This is a genomic window from Mesorhizobium subarcticum (assembly GCF_055456085.1).
This window is the reverse complement of record NZ_CM144237.1, coordinates 1,019,139-1,034,651: the sequence shown is the minus strand read 5'-3', so window position 1 is coordinate 1,034,651 and position 15,513 is coordinate 1,019,139. Positions and strand designations below refer to the sequence as shown.

Below are 15,513 nucleotides of genomic sequence, written 5' to 3'. Positions count from 1 at the left end.
CAGGGTTGAGTCGAGAGCGGCCCTTCACCTTGCAAGACGAAAGGTGGCCAGCTGGTACCATCTGGCCACACATGATTCCTGCCGGAAGTTGCTGCCTGGACCGGCGTCGGAGCCTTCCGACGCCGCCGCTCAAAGGATGAATCGCGACAAATCAGTGTTTCGCGAGAGGTCGCCGACATGCTTTTCCACATAGGCGGCGTCGATGGTGACGCTCGTTCCGTTGCGGTCGGGCGCGTCATATGAAATCTCGTCCAGCACCCGCTCCATCACCGTCTGCAGCCGCCTGGCGCCGATATTCTCGACGCTGGCATTGAGGTCGACAGCGATCCCGGCCAGCGAATCGATGGCGTCGTCGGTGAAGGTGAGGTCGACGCCCTCGGTCTTCATCAGCGCGATATACTGCTTGATCAGGCTGGCTTCCGTCTCGGTGAGGATGCGGATGAAATCGTCCTTCTCCAGCGCGCGCAGTTCGACGCGGATCGGCAAGCGGCCCTGCAATTCCGGCAAAAGGTCTGACGGCTTCGAGACATGGAACGCGCCCGACGCGATAAACAGGATATGGTCGGTCTTCACCGATCCGTATTTGGTCGCCACCGTGGTGCCTTCGACCAGCGGCAGCAGATCACGCTGCACGCCTTCACGCGACGGGCCGCCTGAAATATCCGATCTGGCGGCGATCTTGTCGATCTCGTCGAGAAAGACGATGCCGTCATTCTCGGTGGCGTCCAGCGCCTGGCGCACCACCTCGTCCTGGTCGAGCAGCTTGTCGGACTCGTCGTTGACCAGCAGCGCGTAGGATTCCTTGACGGTCGTCTTGCGCGACTTGGTCTTCTTGCCGCCCATCGCCTTCGACAGCATGTCGTTGATGTTGAGCACGCCGATATTGGCGCCCGGCATGCCGGGAATCTCGAAGCCGGGCATGCCGCCATTGCCGGTGTCGGCCACTTCGATCTCGATTTCCTTGTCGTCGAGTTCGCCATCGCGCAGCTTCTTGCGGAAACTGTCGCGCGTCGCCGGGCTCGCCGTCTTGCCGACCAGCGCCTCCAGCACGCGTTCCTCGGCGTTGATGTGGGCGCGTGCCTTGACGTCCTCGCGCATCTTCTCGCGCACCAGGCCGATGGCGATCTCGACCAGATCACGAATGATCTGCTCGACGTCGCGGCCGACATAGCCGACTTCGGTGAACTTGGTGGCCTCGACCTTGATGAAGGGCGCGCCGGCCAGACGCGCCAGGCGGCGCGAGATTTCGGTCTTGCCGACACCGGTCGGCCCGATCATCAGGATGTTCTTCGGCATCACCTCTTCGCGCATCTGGCCTTCCAGTTGCTGGCGGCGCCAGCGGTTGCGCAAGGCGATGGCCACGGCGCGCTTGGCGTCCTTCTGGCCGATGATGAAGCGGTCGAGTTCCGAAACGATTTCGCGAGGAAGAAATGTGCTCATATCACTGAATTCCACTTTGCCACTGCTTGATGGCCTCGAACGGATGCAGCAGCATGATCACGTTGAGTGTCAGATTGTCCCGGATGAGATAGCCGGTACCGAGTTCAAAGAGGATGGCGAGGCTGACGATCACCCATATAGGTAGCCTTCGCGCCATCACAAATCCCAGCACCATGGCCAGTGTGTCGGACACCGAATTGATGATGCTGTCGCCGTAATAGTCGAGCGAAATGGTGCCGGCCCGGTAGCGGTCGATGATGAACGGGCTGTTTTCCAGGATTTCCCAGCCGCCCTCGATGAGCACGGCGAATGCCAGCCTCAAGCCGATCGGCGAGCGCGGGAACAGGAACCTCGCAAGCGCGTAGAACAGGAAGCCATGGATGATGTGCGAGAAAGTGTACCAGTCCGAAACATGCTGGGAGTTCTCCGAACTGTTCACCACGCCATGCCAGAGCTTGACGTAGCCGCAAGTGCAGATCGGTGGGTGGCCCATCAGATAGAGTGTCACCGCCTGGACTATGATCAGGCCAAGCACGATCAGCAGCCCCATCCGCCAGCTGTTTTCGTAGGCCGAGAGGTCCTTGTCCTCGCCGGATGCGTTCATGCCTGTTGCCTCTCGTCCCCGCCGTCCTCGGCATCGCCTTCTTCGGCATCAATAGCCATCAGCACGACGTCGCCATATCTGGATTGCCGGCGATCAATGGCCCGGAATCCGGCTTTTTCATAGGCGCGGATGGCCCTGATGTTGGCGGGGTCTGGGTCGATGATGACACGCGGCACGCCTTCTTCGAACAGATCTTCGACGAACTGTCTGGCGATGGCTGAGCCGTGCCCGATGCCGATCAGCTCCGGTCGGCCGATCGTGAGATCGATGCCGAGCGTGCCGAACGGTTGATCGGCATAGGGATGGTCGTCTTCCAGATGCGGGTCGTAACTCTGCAGATAGGCGATCGGCTTGCCGTCGAGTTCGACGATCAGCGGCTCGACGGAAATCGAGTCGATATGATCGCGAATCCCGGCGATTTCCGTCGCCGGATCGTCCCACCACTGAGCGACTTCAGGCTCGGCAAGCCAGCCAGCGATCATCGGCAGGTCTTTTTCCGTCACCGGTCGAAAATCGTACAGCACCGCCTCTTCAAGCGGCATCGAGCGTTTCGACGACAAAATTGTTGTTGGTGTAGACGCAGATGTCGGATGCGATCTGCATCGCCTTGCGGGCGATTTCCTCGGCATCCTTGTCGGTATCCATCAGCGCGCGGGCGGCGGCCAGCGCATAATTGCCGCCCGAACCGATGGCCATGACGCCATATTCGGGTTCCAGCACGTCGCCGGTGCCGGTCAGCGCCAGCGAGATCGACTTGTCGGCCACCAGCATCATCGCTTCCAGCCGGCGCAGATAGCGGTCGGTGCGCCAGTCCTTGGCAAGCTCGACGCAGGCACGCGTCAGCTGGTCGGGATATTGTTCGAGCTTGGCTTCGAGGCGTTCCAGCAGCGTGAAGGCATCCGCCGTGGCACCGGCGAAACCGGCAATCACATTGCCGCCCTTGCCGATGCGACGCACCTTGCGGGCATTTCCCTTCATGATGGTCTGGCCAAGGCTGACCTGGCCGTCGCCGGCGATCACCACCTTGTTGCCCTTGCGCACTGTCACGATGGTCGTGGCGTGCATGGTCAGATTATCAGACATTCCTTGGCTCCGAGCAGCGCCATCCCAAAAGGCGATTGGCGCGGTACGAGTAACTTTGATCGGCCATATGTATGCACGGGACCAATGATTGCAAATCGCCTCTCCGGCAAGGCCGATACCGTTGTGAGAGGCAACTGGCAATCGCCGGACCATGCTGGTAGAAGGCTTTCGTTTTCAAGCCCGCAAGCGCTTGAAGCCTGTGAACCGGTCACCATGTGAACCCGGTTTACCCTGTGAACCGCTGGGACAAGGATAGAGTGATGGCGCCCCGTTCCGCCGAAGCCAGCCGCAAGACCAGGGAAACCGACATCTCGGTGTCGGTCCATGTCGATGGTTCGGGCAAATCCGATATCGCCACGGGTGTCGGCTTCTTCGACCACATGCTGGACCAGCTTTCGCGCCATTCGCTGATCGACATGACGGTCAGGGCGAAGGGTGACCTGCATATCGACGATCACCACACGGTCGAGGATACCGGTATCGCGCTCGGCCAGGCTTTGACCAAGGCGCTGGGCGAACGGCGCGGCATCATGCGCTATGCCTCGATCGACCTTGCCATGGACGAGACGCTGACACGCGCGGCGATCGATGTGTCCGGCCGCCCGTTCCTGGTCTGGAACGTTTCCTTCTCGTCGCCGAAAATCGGCACCTTCGACACCGAACTGGTGCGTGAATTCTTCCAGGCGCTGGCGCAGAATGCCGGCATCACGCTGCATGTCACCAACCATTATGGCGCCAACAACCACCACATTGCCGAGACCTGCTTCAAGGCGGTTGCGCGTGCGCTGCGCGCCGCACTCGAGCACGACCCGCGCCAGCCGGACGCGGTTCCTTCCACCAAGGGATCGTTGAAGGGATAGCGTCATGCCCAGCTATGTCGTGATGGAACCGCCCGGCCGCAGCGAGAAGGTTGACGCCACAGCCTTTGTCCGCGATGGCTTCGCCTGGCTCGGCTTCTTGGTGCCGCCTCTATGGCTTGCCTGGCACCGGTTGTGGATCGAAGCGGCGCTGGCCTTCATCGTCATGGGCGCGCTTTCGATGCTTGGCCAAAGGCTTGGCCTTGGCCTGGCTGGCTCGCTGCTGTCGCTGCTGGTTTCGCTCTATGTCGGCCTGGAGGGGCAGGGGTTGCGCATCGCGGCTCTGCGCCGCCGCGGCTGGCATGAATGGGGCGTGGTTCAGGCCGGCCAGCTCGACGATGCCGACCTGCGCTATGCTTTGGAGGTCGAGGCACAGGCCGATGAGGCGGTGCCCGCGCCGCGCATGGTTCCGGATGCCGCCCTGGCCCGCCCGGCGCAGCCCGGCATGGCACTGGGGCTGACCCACATTCCGGGACGGCCCTGACATGCGGGTAGCAATCATCGATTACGGCTCGGGCAATCTGCGCTCGGCCACCAAGGCCTTCGAGCGCGCCGCGCGCGAAGCCGGCATATCAGCCGAGATCGACCTGACGGCCGATGCCGAACGGGTGCGCAGCGCCGACCGCATCGTCCTGCCCGGCGTCGGCGCCTATGCCGACTGCGCGGCCGGCTTGCGCGCCGTCGACGGCATGTGGGAAGCGGTCGAGGAAGGCGCCATTGCGAAGGCTCGCCCGTTCCTTGGCATCTGCGTCGGCATGCAGCTGATGTCTGAGCGCGGCCTCGAAAAGACCGTCACCAACGGCTTTGGCTGGATATCAGGCGACGTCAAGGAGATCACGCCGGCCGATCCGGCGCTGAAGATCCCGCAGATCGGCTGGAACACGATCGAGCTCAGGCGCCAGCATCCACTGTTTGCCGGCATCCCCACCGGGACCAACGGACTGCACGCCTATTTCGTCCATTCCTACCATCTCGATGCGCGCAAGGCAGACGAGGTGCTGGCGGTGGCCGACTATGGCGGCCCCGTCACCGCGACTGTCGCCCGCGACAATCTCGTCGGCACGCAATTCCATCCGGAGAAGAGTCAGGCTCTAGGCCTGGCGCTGATTACCAATTTCCTGAAGTGGAGGCCCTAGATCATGAACAAGAAGGGCTACTGGATGGCGATGATCGATGCCCGCGATCCCGAGATGTACAAGCAGTACATCGAGGCTAATGCTGTTGCCTTTGCCAGGTATGGCGCGAAGTTCGCGGTTCGCGCCGGCCGCCATGAGAACCCGGAGGGACCGACCGGCAACCGCAATGTGCTGGTGGAGTTCGAAACCTACGACAGGGCGGTCGAATGCTATCATTCACCAGAATATCAGCGTGCCTCGAAGTTCCGGCTTGCCGCCTCATCAGGCCATTTCGTCATCGTCGAAGGCGCCTGAACGGATGATCCTTTTCCCCGCCATCGATCTGAAGGACGGCAAATGCGTGCGCCTGAAGCACGGCGATATGGCGACCGCAACCATCTACAATGATGATCCTGCCGCGCAGGCGCGAGCCTTCGAGGACCAAGGCTTCGAGTGGCTGCATGTCGTCGACCTCAACGGCGCCTTCAAGGGCCAGAGCGTCAACAGCGCCGCGGTTGGCGCCATACTCAAGGCGACGAAGAACCCGGTGCAGCTCGGCGGCGGCATCCGTTCGCTGGAGCAGATCGAGGACTGGCTCGACCGCGGCCTCGCCCGCGTCATCCTCGGCACGGTGGCGGTGCGTGATCCCGACCTGGTCAGGCAGGCCTGCAAGGCTTTCCCGGGCAAGGTGGCCGTCGGCATCGACGCCAAGGGCGGCAAGGTCGCCGTCGAGGGCTGGGCCGAGGCGTCGAGCCTCGGCGTCGTCGAACTGGCCAAAAAGTTCGAGGGCGCGGGTGTGGCCGCCATCATCTACACTGACATCGACCGCGACGGCGTGCTGACCGGCATCAACTGGGATGCCACCATCGACCTCGCCGACGCCGTGTCGATCCCGGTCATCGCTTCAGGCGGCCTCGCCTCGATCGCCGACATCGTGCGCATGACCATGCCCGACGCGCAGAAGCTTGAGGGCGCGATCTCGGGCCGCGCGCTCTATGATGGCCGCATCGATCCGGCCGAGGCGCTGGCGATCCTGAAGGGCCGGCCGGTGGCGGAGGCGAAATCGTGAAGATCACCATCATCCTCGCCTCTTATGACAGCGGCCATTACCATGGCGGCATGGGCCAGGGCCCGGACGCGCTGATCTCAGGCGGTCTCGTCGATGCGCTGACCATGGCCGGCCACGAGGTCACGGTCGAGGATATCGGCAAGGTCGGCGACGGCCAGGAGCGCGAGATCGCCACCGGCTTTGCCGTCTGCAACGCCGTCTCGGGCGAGGTCCGCATTGCCATCGATAGAGGGCGCTTTCCCATCGTGCTCGCCGGAAACTGCCTGACATCGGCCGGTGCGGTCGCCGGCGAGGGCGCCGACGCGATCATCTGGGCCGACCAGCATGGCGACCTCAACACGCCCGAGACCTCGGTCTATGGTTTTCTCGACGGCATGGCACTGGCGACGGTGCTTGGCCTGTGCTGGCGTCCGATGGCGTCAGCCATTCCCGGCTTCCAGCCGATCGACCCCTCACGCTGCGTGCTGGTCAACGCCCGTGATCTCGACCCGGCCGAGAAAGAACTTCTCAAGACCTTGCCGGTCATCCGCACGGAATGTCCAGGCGTGGGGCAAGCGACGCAAAAGCTGCAGGCAGTAGGCGCCAAGCGTGTGCACATGCATCTCGACCTCGACGTGCACAACCCCAAGGACCTGCAGGCCAACCGCTATGTCACGTCGGGCGGTCCGAGCCCCGAACAGTTTCGCGACGCGGCTTGCGCCATGGCGTTGACGCTGCCGGTCGTCGGCATCACCGTTTCGGCTTACGATCCGGCTTTCGACGCGCAGTCCGACGTTCCGCCGCGGGTCGGCCAGCTGCTCAACGATCTCATCGCCACGATGGAGGGCCGCTGATGTTGAAAGCCCGCGTCATTCCGTGTCTCGACGTCAAGGATGGCCGCGTCGTCAAGGGCGTCAATTTCGTCGATCTGATCGACGCTGGTGACCCGGTAGAGGCGGCCAAGGCCTATGATGCCGCCGGTGCCGACGAGCTTTGCTTCCTCGACATCACCGCTTCGTCCGACAACCGTGAAACCATCTTCGATGTCATTGCCCGCACCGCTGAGCAATGCTTCATGCCGCTCACCGTCGGCGGCGGCGTGCGCAAGGTCGCCGACATCAGGAAATTGTTGCTGGCCGGCGCCGACAAGGTGTCGATCAACACCGCGGCGGTGAAGAATCCGGACTTCGTCGCGGAAGCCGCCGACAAGTTCGGCAACCAGTGCATCGTCGTTGCCATCGATGCCAAGAAGGTTTCCGGCGCCGGCGAGACCGACCGTTGGGAGATCTTCACTCATGGCGGGCGCGAGAAGACCGGCATCGACGCGGTCGAATTCGCTCGGAAAATGGTCGATAGTGGCGCCGGCGAGATCCTTTTGACGTCGATGGACCGGGATGGCACCAAGGCCGGCTACGACATCGCGCTCACCCGCGCGATTGCAGACGCGGTGCGTGCGCCGGTCATCGCTTCAGGCGGCGTCGGCACGCTGGATCACCTGGTCGAAGGCATTCGTGATGGCCATGCCGGCGCCGTGCTGGCGGCCTCGATCTTCCATTTCGGCACCTACACGATCGCCCAGGCCAAGGCGCATATGGCTGAGGCCGGCCTGCCGATGCGGCTGGACTCCACGAAAGATCGGTCCTAAACGGCGGCATGACCGAGTTTTCGCTGCCCGATCTGGAAAAAATCATTAGGGAACGCGCCCATTCCGGTGACGCCGACTCGTGGACGGCGAAACTGTTCGCGCGCGGCATCGACAAGGCGGCGCAGAAGTTGGGCGAAGAGGCGGTCGAGACGGTGATTGCCGCCGTCAAGGGCGACAAACAGGGCCTCGTTTCCGAAAGCGCCGATCTTATATATCATTGGCTTGTCGTTCTCGGCATCTCGGGTGTTCCGTTGAGCGACGTGCTCAAGGAGCTCGAAAGCCGCACCGGGCGTTCCGGCATCGCCGAAAAGGCGTCACGGCCCAAGGGCTGACCGCGAGGGAGGGCAGGTATCTCGATGGATCAGCTCGCACCAACCGAGAAATATTCCCCCTTTCGTTTCTTCTCGGCCGAGCAATGGTCGCGATTCCGCGCCGACACGCCGCTGACGCTGAGCGACGACGAATTCCGCCGCCTGCGTTCGCTCAACGACCCGATCGACCTCGCGGAGGTCTCGCGCATCTATCTGTCGCTGTCGCGGCTTCTGTCGGCCCATGTCGAGGCGAGCCAGCTTCTGTTCCGGCAGCGTCAGGCCTTCTTCAACGCCGTCGACGTGGTCAAGACGCCGTTCATCATCGGCATCGCCGGCTCCGTCGCTGTCGGCAAGTCGACCACGGCGCGCGTGCTGAAGGAACTTCTGGCGCGCTGGCCGTCGAGCCCCAAGGTCGATCTCATCACCACCGACGGTTTCCTGCTGCCCAACGAGGTGTTGCGCCGCGAAAACCTGATGGAACGCAAGGGCTTCCCCGACAGCTACGATGTCGGCGCGCTGCTGCGCTTCCTCTCTGGCATCAAGTCGGCGCTGCCCGATGTCCGCGCGCCGGTCTATTCGCATCTCACCTATGACGTCATTCCCGGCGAGTTCGTGACCATCGACCGGCCTGATATCCTGATCTTCGAAGGCATCAATGTCCTGCAGCCGGGCAAGCTGCCGCATGACGGCAAGATCGTGCCTTTCCTGTCAGACTTCTTCGACTTCGCCATCTACATCGATGCCGACGAGAAGCTGATCCACAACTGGTACATTTCCCGCTTCATGCGGCTGCGCGAGACGGCCTTCCGCAATCCGGACTCCTTCTTCCATCGCTATTCGCAACTCTCGGAGGATTCGGCGCGCGCCATCGCCGAAGGCCTTTGGACCAACATCAACCTGAAGAATTTGCGCGAAAACATCCTGCCAACGCGTGCCCGCGCCGACTTGATCCTGCGCAAGGGCGCCGACCACCTGATCGAGGAAGTGGCGCTGCGCAAGCTCTAGCTCGCACCGCAACAGGCTTTAGAACGCCCTTAACCGCTGGCTTGCTACATATCCGGCTCAATTGCTGCTTTGGTGGTGAGGACCGCTGGCATGGACGCGCCATTCGTTGCTTCCGACGAACCGGTCGGTTTGCACTCGGCCAGGGCCGCGCCCGCCGTCCGGCTCGGCTGGCCGATGGCCGCGACGCTTCTGATTGCCGCCTATGCGATCATTGTCTCGCTGCTTGTCATGCCCGGCAATGTCGACGTGTCCTGGCTGCTGGTGATCGGCGAACGCGTGCTCGACGGCGCGCGCCTCTCGGTCGACATCATCGAGGTCAATCCGGCTTTTTCCGTCTGGCTCTATTTGCCTTTCGTTCTGCTCGAGCGGCTGACCGGGCTTTCGGCGGAGCTCTGGGTGAGCGTCGGCGTGACCGTGTTGGCGATCGCGTCGGTCTGGTTCTCGGCCGGCATTGCCGCACGCGCGGACGAAACGCTGAAACGGCACCTCTGGATGGTACCGGCCGCGCTATTCTTCGTGCTGTTCCTGTTCCCGATCGATTTTGGCCAGCGCGAACAGATAGCCGTCATCGCCCTGCTGCCGTGGCTGACGCTGTTTTCCGCCCGCGACAGGACTGTCGATTTTCGCGCCGGCAGCACGGCCGAGCGGATCGTCGCGGGCATCGGCGCCGGTGTCTTCGTGATGATCAAGCCACCCTATAGCGTGCTGGCCCTGGCGGTGCCGGCCGCGGTCATCGCGCTGAAACGGCGCTCGCTGCATCCGCTGCTGACGACAGAGAATATGATCGGCGCCGCTCTCACCGTCGTCTACCTGGCTGCACTTGCCGTCTTCATGCAGCCTTTCTTCACCGACGTCATGCCCTTGCTGCGCCAGGTCTATCTGCCGATGCGCATGCCGGTGGTTGACGTGCTGATGCTGTGGCAGGTCACGATGTTTGTGGCGATGACCGTCGCCACGCTGGCGATGGCCTCTCCCGCCCGGCCGGATCGCGATGCGAGCATAATGTTGCTCGCCGGGGCCGCCTACGTCCCGGCTTTCGTCATTATGGGCAAGGGCTGGACCTATCAGGCATTGCCCTTCCTGACGCTCGGCGTGCTGGCGCTGCTGCTGCAATACATCAGGCTGAAACCGTGGCGCAGCCTCACGCTGACGGCAAAGGCCGGTGCCGCGCTCGGCCTGTTTTCGATCGTACTTTTGGCGGGGTTGCAGCAAGGCCTGGCCTTCACCCAGTCGCGTCGCGATCTTGATGCCGCGACAGCAGCAATCGTGCGCGCGGTCGATCATCCGACCATGATGTCGATCGCTTCGCAGCTGCAGTTCAGCAACCCGCTCACCCGCATGACTGGCGCTCGATTCGTGGCGCGCCAGCAATCGGGCTGGATGGTCAATGACACGGGCATATTGATGGGGCTGGAACAGGATCCCGCGATACGCCAGGACCTGGCCGGCCTCAGGGAAAGATACACCGCATCGATCGCAGGCGAACTTGCCGCGAAACGGCCCGACATCATCATCGACGACGGAACATCAGGACCGCGCCCGCCGGTGCTGCTGAACGTAAAGGACCAGCATCCCATGCCGCCGCTGCACGATGCCCCCGGGATTGCCGAGGCGCTGCGCAACTACCGCGTTTTGCATCAGGACGCTTCGGTGACGGTGTTCATCCGCACCGATATCGCCGCCCACGAATAGACGGGCTCCGGAGCGGCCGGTCTGTCACCGCTTGGCAACAGACCGGCCGCAACCGCACTCAGCCGTTGGCGAAAGGCACCGCGACATAGATCTGGCTGCCGTCGCGTTCGACCAGCAGCAGCACCGACTTGCGGCCCGACTTGCTGGCCTGTGCGATCGCCTGCGTGACCTGCCTGGCGCTCTTCACCGGAACCTGGTTGACGGCTGCGATGATATCGCCCGGCTGGATGCCGGCAGCGGCCGCCGCCTTGTCGGGATTGACGCGCGCAACCACCGCGCCATGCTCGTTGTCGGCGAGGTTCATCTGCTGGCGAATGTCGGGCGTGATGTCCAGCAGGCCAAGCCCGATCGCCGGCGCACGCGCGCCCTGTTCGGTGCTCGGCGTGTCGGAACTATCAGTCGATGCCGTCTTCACATCGTCGCTGTTTTGCCCGACATCGACGGAGATCTGCATGGCCTTGCCTTTGCGCCAGATATCGAGCGATTCCTTGGCGCCCGGCGCGACATCGGCGACGGCCCGCGACAGATCCTTGGGATCCTTGACGTCCTGTCCGGCGAAGCTGGTGATGACGTCGCCGGTTTCGACGCCGGCGCTGGCCGCGGGCGAGCTGTCGTTGACCTTTGAAACCAGCGCGCCGCCGGCATGGTCGAGCCCGATGGCGCTCGCCACGTCAGGCGTCACCGGCTGGATCTCGACACCGAGATAGCCATACTGGATGGAGCCGTCCTTCATCAGCTTGGCGACCACTTTCTGCGCCTGGTCGGACGGGATGGCGAAGCCGACGCCGACGCTGCCGCCATTGGGCGAATAGATCGCCGTGTTGATGCCGATGACATTGCCGTTCACGTCCACCAGCGGGCCACCGGAATTGCCATGGTTGATCGGCGCGTCGATCTGGATGAAATCGTCGAACGGCCCGCTGTGCAGGTCGCGGCCGCGTGCCGAAACGATGCCGGCGGTGACCGTGGTGCCGATGCCGAACGGATTGCCGATCGCCAGCACCTGGTCGCCGGTCATCAGCCTGTCGGAATCGCCCCATTTGACCGTAGGCAAGGGCTTGTCGGCCTTGATCTTGAGCACGGCGAGATCGTTCTTGGCGTCGCGGCCGACGAGCTTGGCGGGGAGCTCGGTGCCGTCATCGAGCGTCACCTTGATCGATGAGGCACCATCGACGACGTGATTGTTGGTGACGATGGTGCCATCGGCGTCGACAATGAAGCCGGAACCGAGCGCCTCGGCGCGTTGCGCCTGTTGCGGTGGCGTCTGCGGAGCGGGCATGCCCTGGTCGCCAAAGAACTGGCGGAAATACTGGTCGAATGGCGAGTTGCCGAGTGGCATCCCGTCATCGGCGCTTGCCGGCTGTGCCTTCATGATGGTGGTGACCGTCACCACCGCCGGCTTGTCGGCCGCGACGATCGGCGCAAACGAGCCGTTGGGGGCAGTGATACCGGCGACAGGGGTCTGGGTCGTCGCGACGACGTTGCTCACGCCTGCATTGCTGGCACTTTGGGCAAAGGAGACGACGAAGGGAGAGATGATGAGGGCGGCGCCCAGCAATGCGGCGACGCGATGTCTGCGAAGAATGTTGATGGATGACATGGTCGTTGTCCGTGCGAGACATTGGGTTCGGCGCCGTGGCCTCGGGAGGGAGCGGGCCCATTCGGCGTACCGGCCCTCGCGGCTGCCTGTCTCGCTTCATGCGGCAGCCGTTCAGGTCGATGACCGGAATCTAGGACGCGGATGCGGGCGAATTAGGTTTTTTCGGTTATATTACAAAGATTTAATTCTTTACGCAGGATTGTTGCCGGGACCCGGCCTCTCCCACAAGCCGACAGTCATGCCGAAGCTCAGATATTGCCGGCTTGTCTGAGGTAAGCCGTTGCAATCTCACGCATACGCCTGCCGTCGTAGCTTGGCCCGTGACCGCCGTGGCCGATGCGGATCGGCAGGTCGAGCAGCCGCTGCATGGTGTTGACATAGGCCGAGCGGTCCGAATCCGGCAGGCTGTCGATCAGCGTGTCGTCGTAAATGGCGTCGCCGCTGAAGAACAGGCCGTCGGCTTCGTCGAACAGCGCGATCGAATCCGGTGAATGCCCGGGCAGATGCAGCACGCGGAATTGCCGGTCGCCGAGATCGACCACGTCGCCCTCATCAAGCGTCCGCGATAGCGGTGCCGGCGGGATCTTGTAGTCGGCGGCCTTCCAGCCCGGCCCGGGCAGTTTCGAAACGCCACCTTCGAGATCATGGAACATGTAGGCGTAAGTCACGGCCTCATCCATGCTCTCGAACTGCGCGGCGCTATGCCTTGGCCCGGCCCGCCATGGAAATTCGTGCAGTGAGCCGACATGGTCGAGATGGATGTGGGTGGCGACGACCAGCAGAGGCTTGCCGTCAGGCGTTTCGATCTGCGGCGCCAGCGGACAGATGCCCATGCCGGTGTCGACCAGAAGGTCGGCGTCACGGCCGCGCAGATGCCAGATGTTGGCGCGCAGATAGTCATGCACAAAAGGTTCGGTCAGCATCGTCGTCCTGTCGTCGACGATGCTTTTGCTGAACCACTCCTGGCTCACGTCTGAGCCTGGCATCAGACGAACGGCTTCCCGACCTTGTACTTTTCCGGCACCAGCCGCTTGAGATAGGTCATGCCGGCCTCCGACAACTGGTTGACGTCGGGCTTCATGAAATCGTCGGGCATGTGACGGGTCTTGCCGGCGACATTCTTCAGCGGCACCTTCTTCAGGACGGTCTTGGTGCCATCATATTGCAGCGCCACCGAGCCGCCGCCCTGTTCGGCGACAGAGACGGCGAAGGCGCCGGCATCGAATGCCTCCTGCGCATCGACCGCGCTGATGGCGCCGATATAGCCGCGCGGCATGTAGCCAAGCGCATCGACGCGGGCTCGTTTGCCCGGCAGCCCATCGGCCAGCGCGCGTTCGAGCGCGGCCGGCAGATCGCTGCCCGACAATTTGACGTTGCCATGCGCGTCGCGTTCCAGTTTGTCCGGGGGTACCAGGCTTTCGACCAGCGCCTTGCCATCGGCGGTGCTCACCCCTTCCGACACAGCGACGATGCAGCGCTTGTGGCGGTCGAGCGTGGCGCGCACATCATCGATGAAGCCGGCCGCCGAGAATGGCCGCTCCGGCACGTAGACCAGGTGCGGGCCGCTGGCGGGATCGAGTTGCCATGCGGCGGCGGCCGCCGTCAAGAAGCCGGCATGCCGGCCCATGACGATGCCGACATAGATGCCGGGCAAAGCGCGAAAATCGAGATCGACCGAGAGAAAGGCACCGGCAACGAACTCGGCCGCCGAGATGAAGCCCGGAGTGTGGTCGTTTTCCTCGAGGTCATTGTCGATGGTCTTTGGCGCATGAACGAAAGCGATCGAGCCGCCGGCAGCATCGGTCAGGATCTGCTGCGTGCCCGACGTGTCGTTGCCGCCAATATAGATGAAGGCATCGGCGCCGGCCTTTTTCAGGCCGTTGAGGATGACATCGCAATAGGCGGCATCCGGCTTGTCGCGGGTCGAGCCGAGTGCCGCGCTTGGCGTTCCGGCGATCAGCCGCAGCCGATCTTCGGGGATGGCCGAGAGGTCGACATAATTGCCGTCACGAATGCCGCGCACGCCGTGGATGGAGCCCAGCACCTTGGCGCCGGGATGCCGCTTGCGGATCTCCAACGTCGCTCCGACAACCGTCTGGTTGATGACGGCGGTTGGGCCGCCGCCCTGCGCGATGACAAAAGTTCCGGCCATTCCTGACGTCTCCCGAGCGATGAATTCGCAGGCACATTCGCCTGTCTTTCGCTATCGCGCAACGGGGGAGTCGGGTCGACTGGACGATCACATGACGACGACGGGGTTTTTCTTCGAAACGCGGCTGTAGAGGTCGATGATGTCCTGGTTGATCAGGCGCACGCAGCCCGACGACATCGCCTGGCCGATGCTCCACCACTCCGGCGAGCCATGGATGCGGTAGCCGGTGTCCTTGCCGTCCTGGTAGATGTAGAGCGCACGCGCGCCCAGCGGGTTGGTGAGGCCACCGGGCTGGCCGCCCTGCCACTTAACCAATTCGGGCTTGCGCTGGATCATTTCTGGCGGCGGCGTCCAGGTCGGCCATTCCCTGCCATACTGGATGTTGGCACGGCCGGACCAGCGGAAGCCGTCCTTGCCGATGCCGACGCCGTAGCGGATGGCATCGCCGCCCGGCTGGACCAGATAGAGCATGCGCTCCTTGAGGTGGACGACGATGGTGCCGGGCGCCTCACCGGTCGTGTCGACGACGATCTGGCGGCGGAATTCCGGCTTGACCTTCAGGTAAGGCACCTCCGGCACGTTGAAGCCGTTGTCGGTCAAGGCGGCATACATGACATCGGCGCTGGTGATGTTCTTGTCGACGCTGATCGCGGGCCGCATCGGCGGCACCGAACCGGTGACCGTATTGTCAAGATCCAGCGCCGGCATGCCGCCGTCACCCGAGGTCGAGCAGCCGGCGGCGCTGAGCAGCGCCAGCGCGCCTGCCCCAGAAAGGATGGCGCGGCGGGAAAGATGATAATCGGTTTCGATTGCGTCGCCGTTTCGTGGCGGCGTCAGACCTTGCGGCAACTCACGCATATACCCAAACCCTACGCTGTCGGCGGGAAGCACGGTCCGGCCGGATAGAAGGCATTTTCATCATTCATGGTTGATAAAGCGTGAACGCCTTGCGCTGCCTGCA

The 15,513-nt window shown here is 63.2% G+C and carries 18 protein-coding genes; 10 read left to right on the top strand and 8 right to left on the bottom strand.

Going from position 1 to position 15,513, the window contains the following annotated elements; translation table 11 throughout:
* Positions 1-129 precede the first annotated feature (129 nt).
* Genes hslU through hslV form a run of 4 tightly spaced genes read right to left on the bottom strand, consistent with a single transcriptional unit; the run spans position 130 to position 3,127 of the window.
* Positions 130-1,440, bottom strand: a complete 1,311-nt coding sequence (hslU, locus tag ACZYHG_RS04765) for an ATP-dependent protease ATPase subunit HslU (protein ID WP_464612765.1) — start codon at positions 1,438-1,440, stop codon at positions 130-132.
* Between the two features lies 1 nt (position 1,441).
* A complete protein-coding gene (locus tag ACZYHG_RS04760) occupies positions 1,442-2,044 on the bottom strand; it encodes a DUF2585 domain-containing protein (protein ID WP_464612764.1) in 603 nt (200 codons plus the stop codon).
* Positions 2,041-2,586, bottom strand: a complete 546-nt coding sequence (locus ACZYHG_RS04755; RefSeq protein ID WP_464612763.1) for a GNAT family N-acetyltransferase — start codon at positions 2,584-2,586, stop codon at positions 2,041-2,043. Before ACZYHG_RS04755 ends, ACZYHG_RS04760 begins: the two co-directional genes overlap by 4 nt.
* Entirely contained in the window at positions 2,576-3,127 is a 552-nt protein-coding gene (gene hslV, locus ACZYHG_RS04750; RefSeq protein ID WP_027061924.1) for an ATP-dependent protease subunit HslV, read from the bottom strand. Before hslV ends, ACZYHG_RS04755 begins: the two co-directional genes overlap by 11 nt.
* A gap of 260 nt (positions 3,128-3,387) precedes the next feature.
* Here hslV and hisB point away from each other — a divergent pair, with 260 nt between their 5' ends.
* The 10 genes from hisB (at position 3,388) to ACZYHG_RS04700 (ending at position 10,800) form a co-directional block, all read left to right on the top strand.
* Positions 3,388-3,987, top strand: coding sequence for an imidazoleglycerol-phosphate dehydratase HisB (hisB, locus tag ACZYHG_RS04745; RefSeq protein ID WP_464612762.1), 600 nt, complete (start codon positions 3,388-3,390; stop codon positions 3,985-3,987).
* A 4-nt stretch (positions 3,988-3,991) separates the two neighbouring features.
* Positions 3,992-4,468, top strand: a complete 477-nt coding sequence (locus ACZYHG_RS04740) for a DUF2628 domain-containing protein (protein ID WP_464612761.1) — start codon at positions 3,992-3,994, stop codon at positions 4,466-4,468.
* A gap of 1 nt (position 4,469) precedes the next feature.
* Complete coding sequence (gene hisH / locus ACZYHG_RS04735; protein ID WP_464612760.1) at positions 4,470-5,120, top strand: imidazole glycerol phosphate synthase subunit HisH; 651 nt, start codon at positions 4,470-4,472, stop codon at positions 5,118-5,120.
* A 3-nt stretch (positions 5,121-5,123) separates the two neighbouring features.
* The gene (locus ACZYHG_RS04730; RefSeq protein WP_464612759.1) at positions 5,124-5,414 is read left to right on the top strand and encodes a DUF1330 domain-containing protein; all 291 of its coding nucleotides are present in this window, start codon (positions 5,124-5,126) and stop codon (positions 5,412-5,414) included.
* A gap of 4 nt (positions 5,415-5,418) precedes the next feature.
* A complete protein-coding gene (gene hisA / locus ACZYHG_RS04725) occupies positions 5,419-6,168 on the top strand; it encodes a 1-(5-phosphoribosyl)-5-[(5-phosphoribosylamino)methylideneamino]imidazole-4-carboxamide isomerase (RefSeq protein WP_464612758.1) in 750 nt (249 codons plus the stop codon).
* Positions 6,165-7,001, top strand: coding sequence for an arginase family protein (locus tag ACZYHG_RS04720; protein WP_464612757.1), 837 nt, complete (start codon positions 6,165-6,167; stop codon positions 6,999-7,001). The genes hisA and ACZYHG_RS04720 overlap by 4 nt, the downstream gene beginning before the upstream one ends.
* On the top strand, positions 6,998-7,792 hold the full coding sequence (gene hisF, locus ACZYHG_RS04715; RefSeq protein ID WP_464614620.1) for an imidazole glycerol phosphate synthase subunit HisF: 795 nt from the start codon (positions 6,998-7,000) through the stop codon (positions 7,790-7,792). The genes ACZYHG_RS04720 and hisF overlap by 4 nt, the downstream gene beginning before the upstream one ends.
* Before the next feature lie 8 nt (positions 7,793-7,800).
* Positions 7,801-8,124: a phosphoribosyl-ATP diphosphatase gene (locus ACZYHG_RS04710; protein WP_464612756.1), complete on the top strand. Its 324-nt coding sequence runs from the start codon at positions 7,801-7,803 to the stop codon at positions 8,122-8,124.
* Positions 8,125-8,148: 24 nt separating this feature from the next.
* A complete protein-coding gene (gene coaA, locus ACZYHG_RS04705; RefSeq protein WP_027032527.1) occupies positions 8,149-9,108 on the top strand; it encodes a type I pantothenate kinase in 960 nt (319 codons plus the stop codon).
* A gap of 90 nt (positions 9,109-9,198) precedes the next feature.
* Positions 9,199-10,800 (top strand): hypothetical protein, encoded by a 1,602-nt coding sequence (locus ACZYHG_RS04700; protein ID WP_464612755.1) that lies wholly within the window; start codon positions 9,199-9,201, stop codon positions 10,798-10,800.
* Between the two features lie 58 nt (positions 10,801-10,858).
* Here ACZYHG_RS04700 and ACZYHG_RS04695 read toward each other — a convergent pair whose 3' ends face one another.
* The 4 genes from ACZYHG_RS04695 to ACZYHG_RS04680 form a co-directional block, all read right to left on the bottom strand.
* Positions 10,859-12,400 carry a DegQ family serine endoprotease gene (locus tag ACZYHG_RS04695; RefSeq protein WP_464612754.1) on the bottom strand — a complete coding sequence of 514 codons (1,542 nt, stop codon included), beginning with the start codon at positions 12,398-12,400 and terminating at the stop codon, positions 10,859-10,861.
* Between the two features lie 248 nt (positions 12,401-12,648).
* A complete protein-coding gene (locus tag ACZYHG_RS04690; RefSeq protein ID WP_464612753.1) occupies positions 12,649-13,386 on the bottom strand; it encodes an MBL fold metallo-hydrolase in 738 nt (245 codons plus the stop codon).
* On the bottom strand, positions 13,386-14,552 hold the full coding sequence (locus ACZYHG_RS04685; RefSeq protein WP_464612752.1) for a diphosphate--fructose-6-phosphate 1-phosphotransferase: 1,167 nt from the start codon (positions 14,550-14,552) through the stop codon (positions 13,386-13,388). Before ACZYHG_RS04685 ends, ACZYHG_RS04690 begins: the two co-directional genes overlap by 1 nt.
* 87 nt (positions 14,553-14,639) lie before the next feature.
* Positions 14,640-15,410: a L,D-transpeptidase gene (locus tag ACZYHG_RS04680; RefSeq protein WP_464612751.1), complete on the bottom strand. Its 771-nt coding sequence runs from the start codon at positions 15,408-15,410 to the stop codon at positions 14,640-14,642.
* Between the last annotated feature and the right edge of the window lie 103 nt (positions 15,411-15,513).

What these genes read in the sequence shown, in the direction of transcription:
- hslU (WP_464612765.1), bottom strand. Translation starts at nt 1,440, where the DNA reads ATGAGCACATTTCTTCCTCGCGAAATCGTTTCGGAACTCGACCGCTTC.
- ACZYHG_RS04760 (WP_464612764.1), bottom strand. Translation starts at nt 2,044, where the DNA reads ATGAACGCATCCGGCGAGGACAAGGACCTCTCGGCCTACGAAAACAGC.
- ACZYHG_RS04755 (WP_464612763.1), bottom strand. Translation starts at nt 2,586, where the DNA reads ATGCCGCTTGAAGAGGCGGTGCTGTACGATTTTCGACCGGTGACGGAA.
- hslV (WP_027061924.1), bottom strand. Translation starts at nt 3,127, where the DNA reads ATGTCTGATAATCTGACCATGCACGCCACGACCATCGTGACAGTGCGC.
- hisB (WP_464612762.1), top strand. Translation starts at nt 3,388, where the DNA reads ATGGCGCCCCGTTCCGCCGAAGCCAGCCGCAAGACCAGGGAAACCGAC.
- ACZYHG_RS04740 (WP_464612761.1), top strand. Translation starts at nt 3,992, where the DNA reads ATGCCCAGCTATGTCGTGATGGAACCGCCCGGCCGCAGCGAGAAGGTT.
- hisH (WP_464612760.1), top strand. Translation starts at nt 4,470, where the DNA reads ATGCGGGTAGCAATCATCGATTACGGCTCGGGCAATCTGCGCTCGGCC.
- ACZYHG_RS04730 (WP_464612759.1), top strand. Translation starts at nt 5,124, where the DNA reads ATGAACAAGAAGGGCTACTGGATGGCGATGATCGATGCCCGCGATCCC.
- hisA (WP_464612758.1), top strand. Translation starts at nt 5,419, where the DNA reads ATGATCCTTTTCCCCGCCATCGATCTGAAGGACGGCAAATGCGTGCGC.
- ACZYHG_RS04710 (WP_464612756.1), top strand. Translation starts at nt 7,801, where the DNA reads ATGACCGAGTTTTCGCTGCCCGATCTGGAAAAAATCATTAGGGAACGC.
- coaA (WP_027032527.1), top strand. Translation starts at nt 8,149, where the DNA reads ATGGATCAGCTCGCACCAACCGAGAAATATTCCCCCTTTCGTTTCTTC.
- ACZYHG_RS04700 (WP_464612755.1), top strand. Translation starts at nt 9,199, where the DNA reads ATGGACGCGCCATTCGTTGCTTCCGACGAACCGGTCGGTTTGCACTCG.
- ACZYHG_RS04695 (WP_464612754.1), bottom strand. Translation starts at nt 12,400, where the DNA reads ATGTCATCCATCAACATTCTTCGCAGACATCGCGTCGCCGCATTGCTG.
- ACZYHG_RS04690 (WP_464612753.1), bottom strand. Translation starts at nt 13,386, where the DNA reads ATGCCAGGCTCAGACGTGAGCCAGGAGTGGTTCAGCAAAAGCATCGTC.
- ACZYHG_RS04685 (WP_464612752.1), bottom strand. Translation starts at nt 14,552, where the DNA reads ATGGCCGGAACTTTTGTCATCGCGCAGGGCGGCGGCCCAACCGCCGTC.
- ACZYHG_RS04680 (WP_464612751.1), bottom strand. Translation starts at nt 15,410, where the DNA reads ATGCGTGAGTTGCCGCAAGGTCTGACGCCGCCACGAAACGGCGACGCA.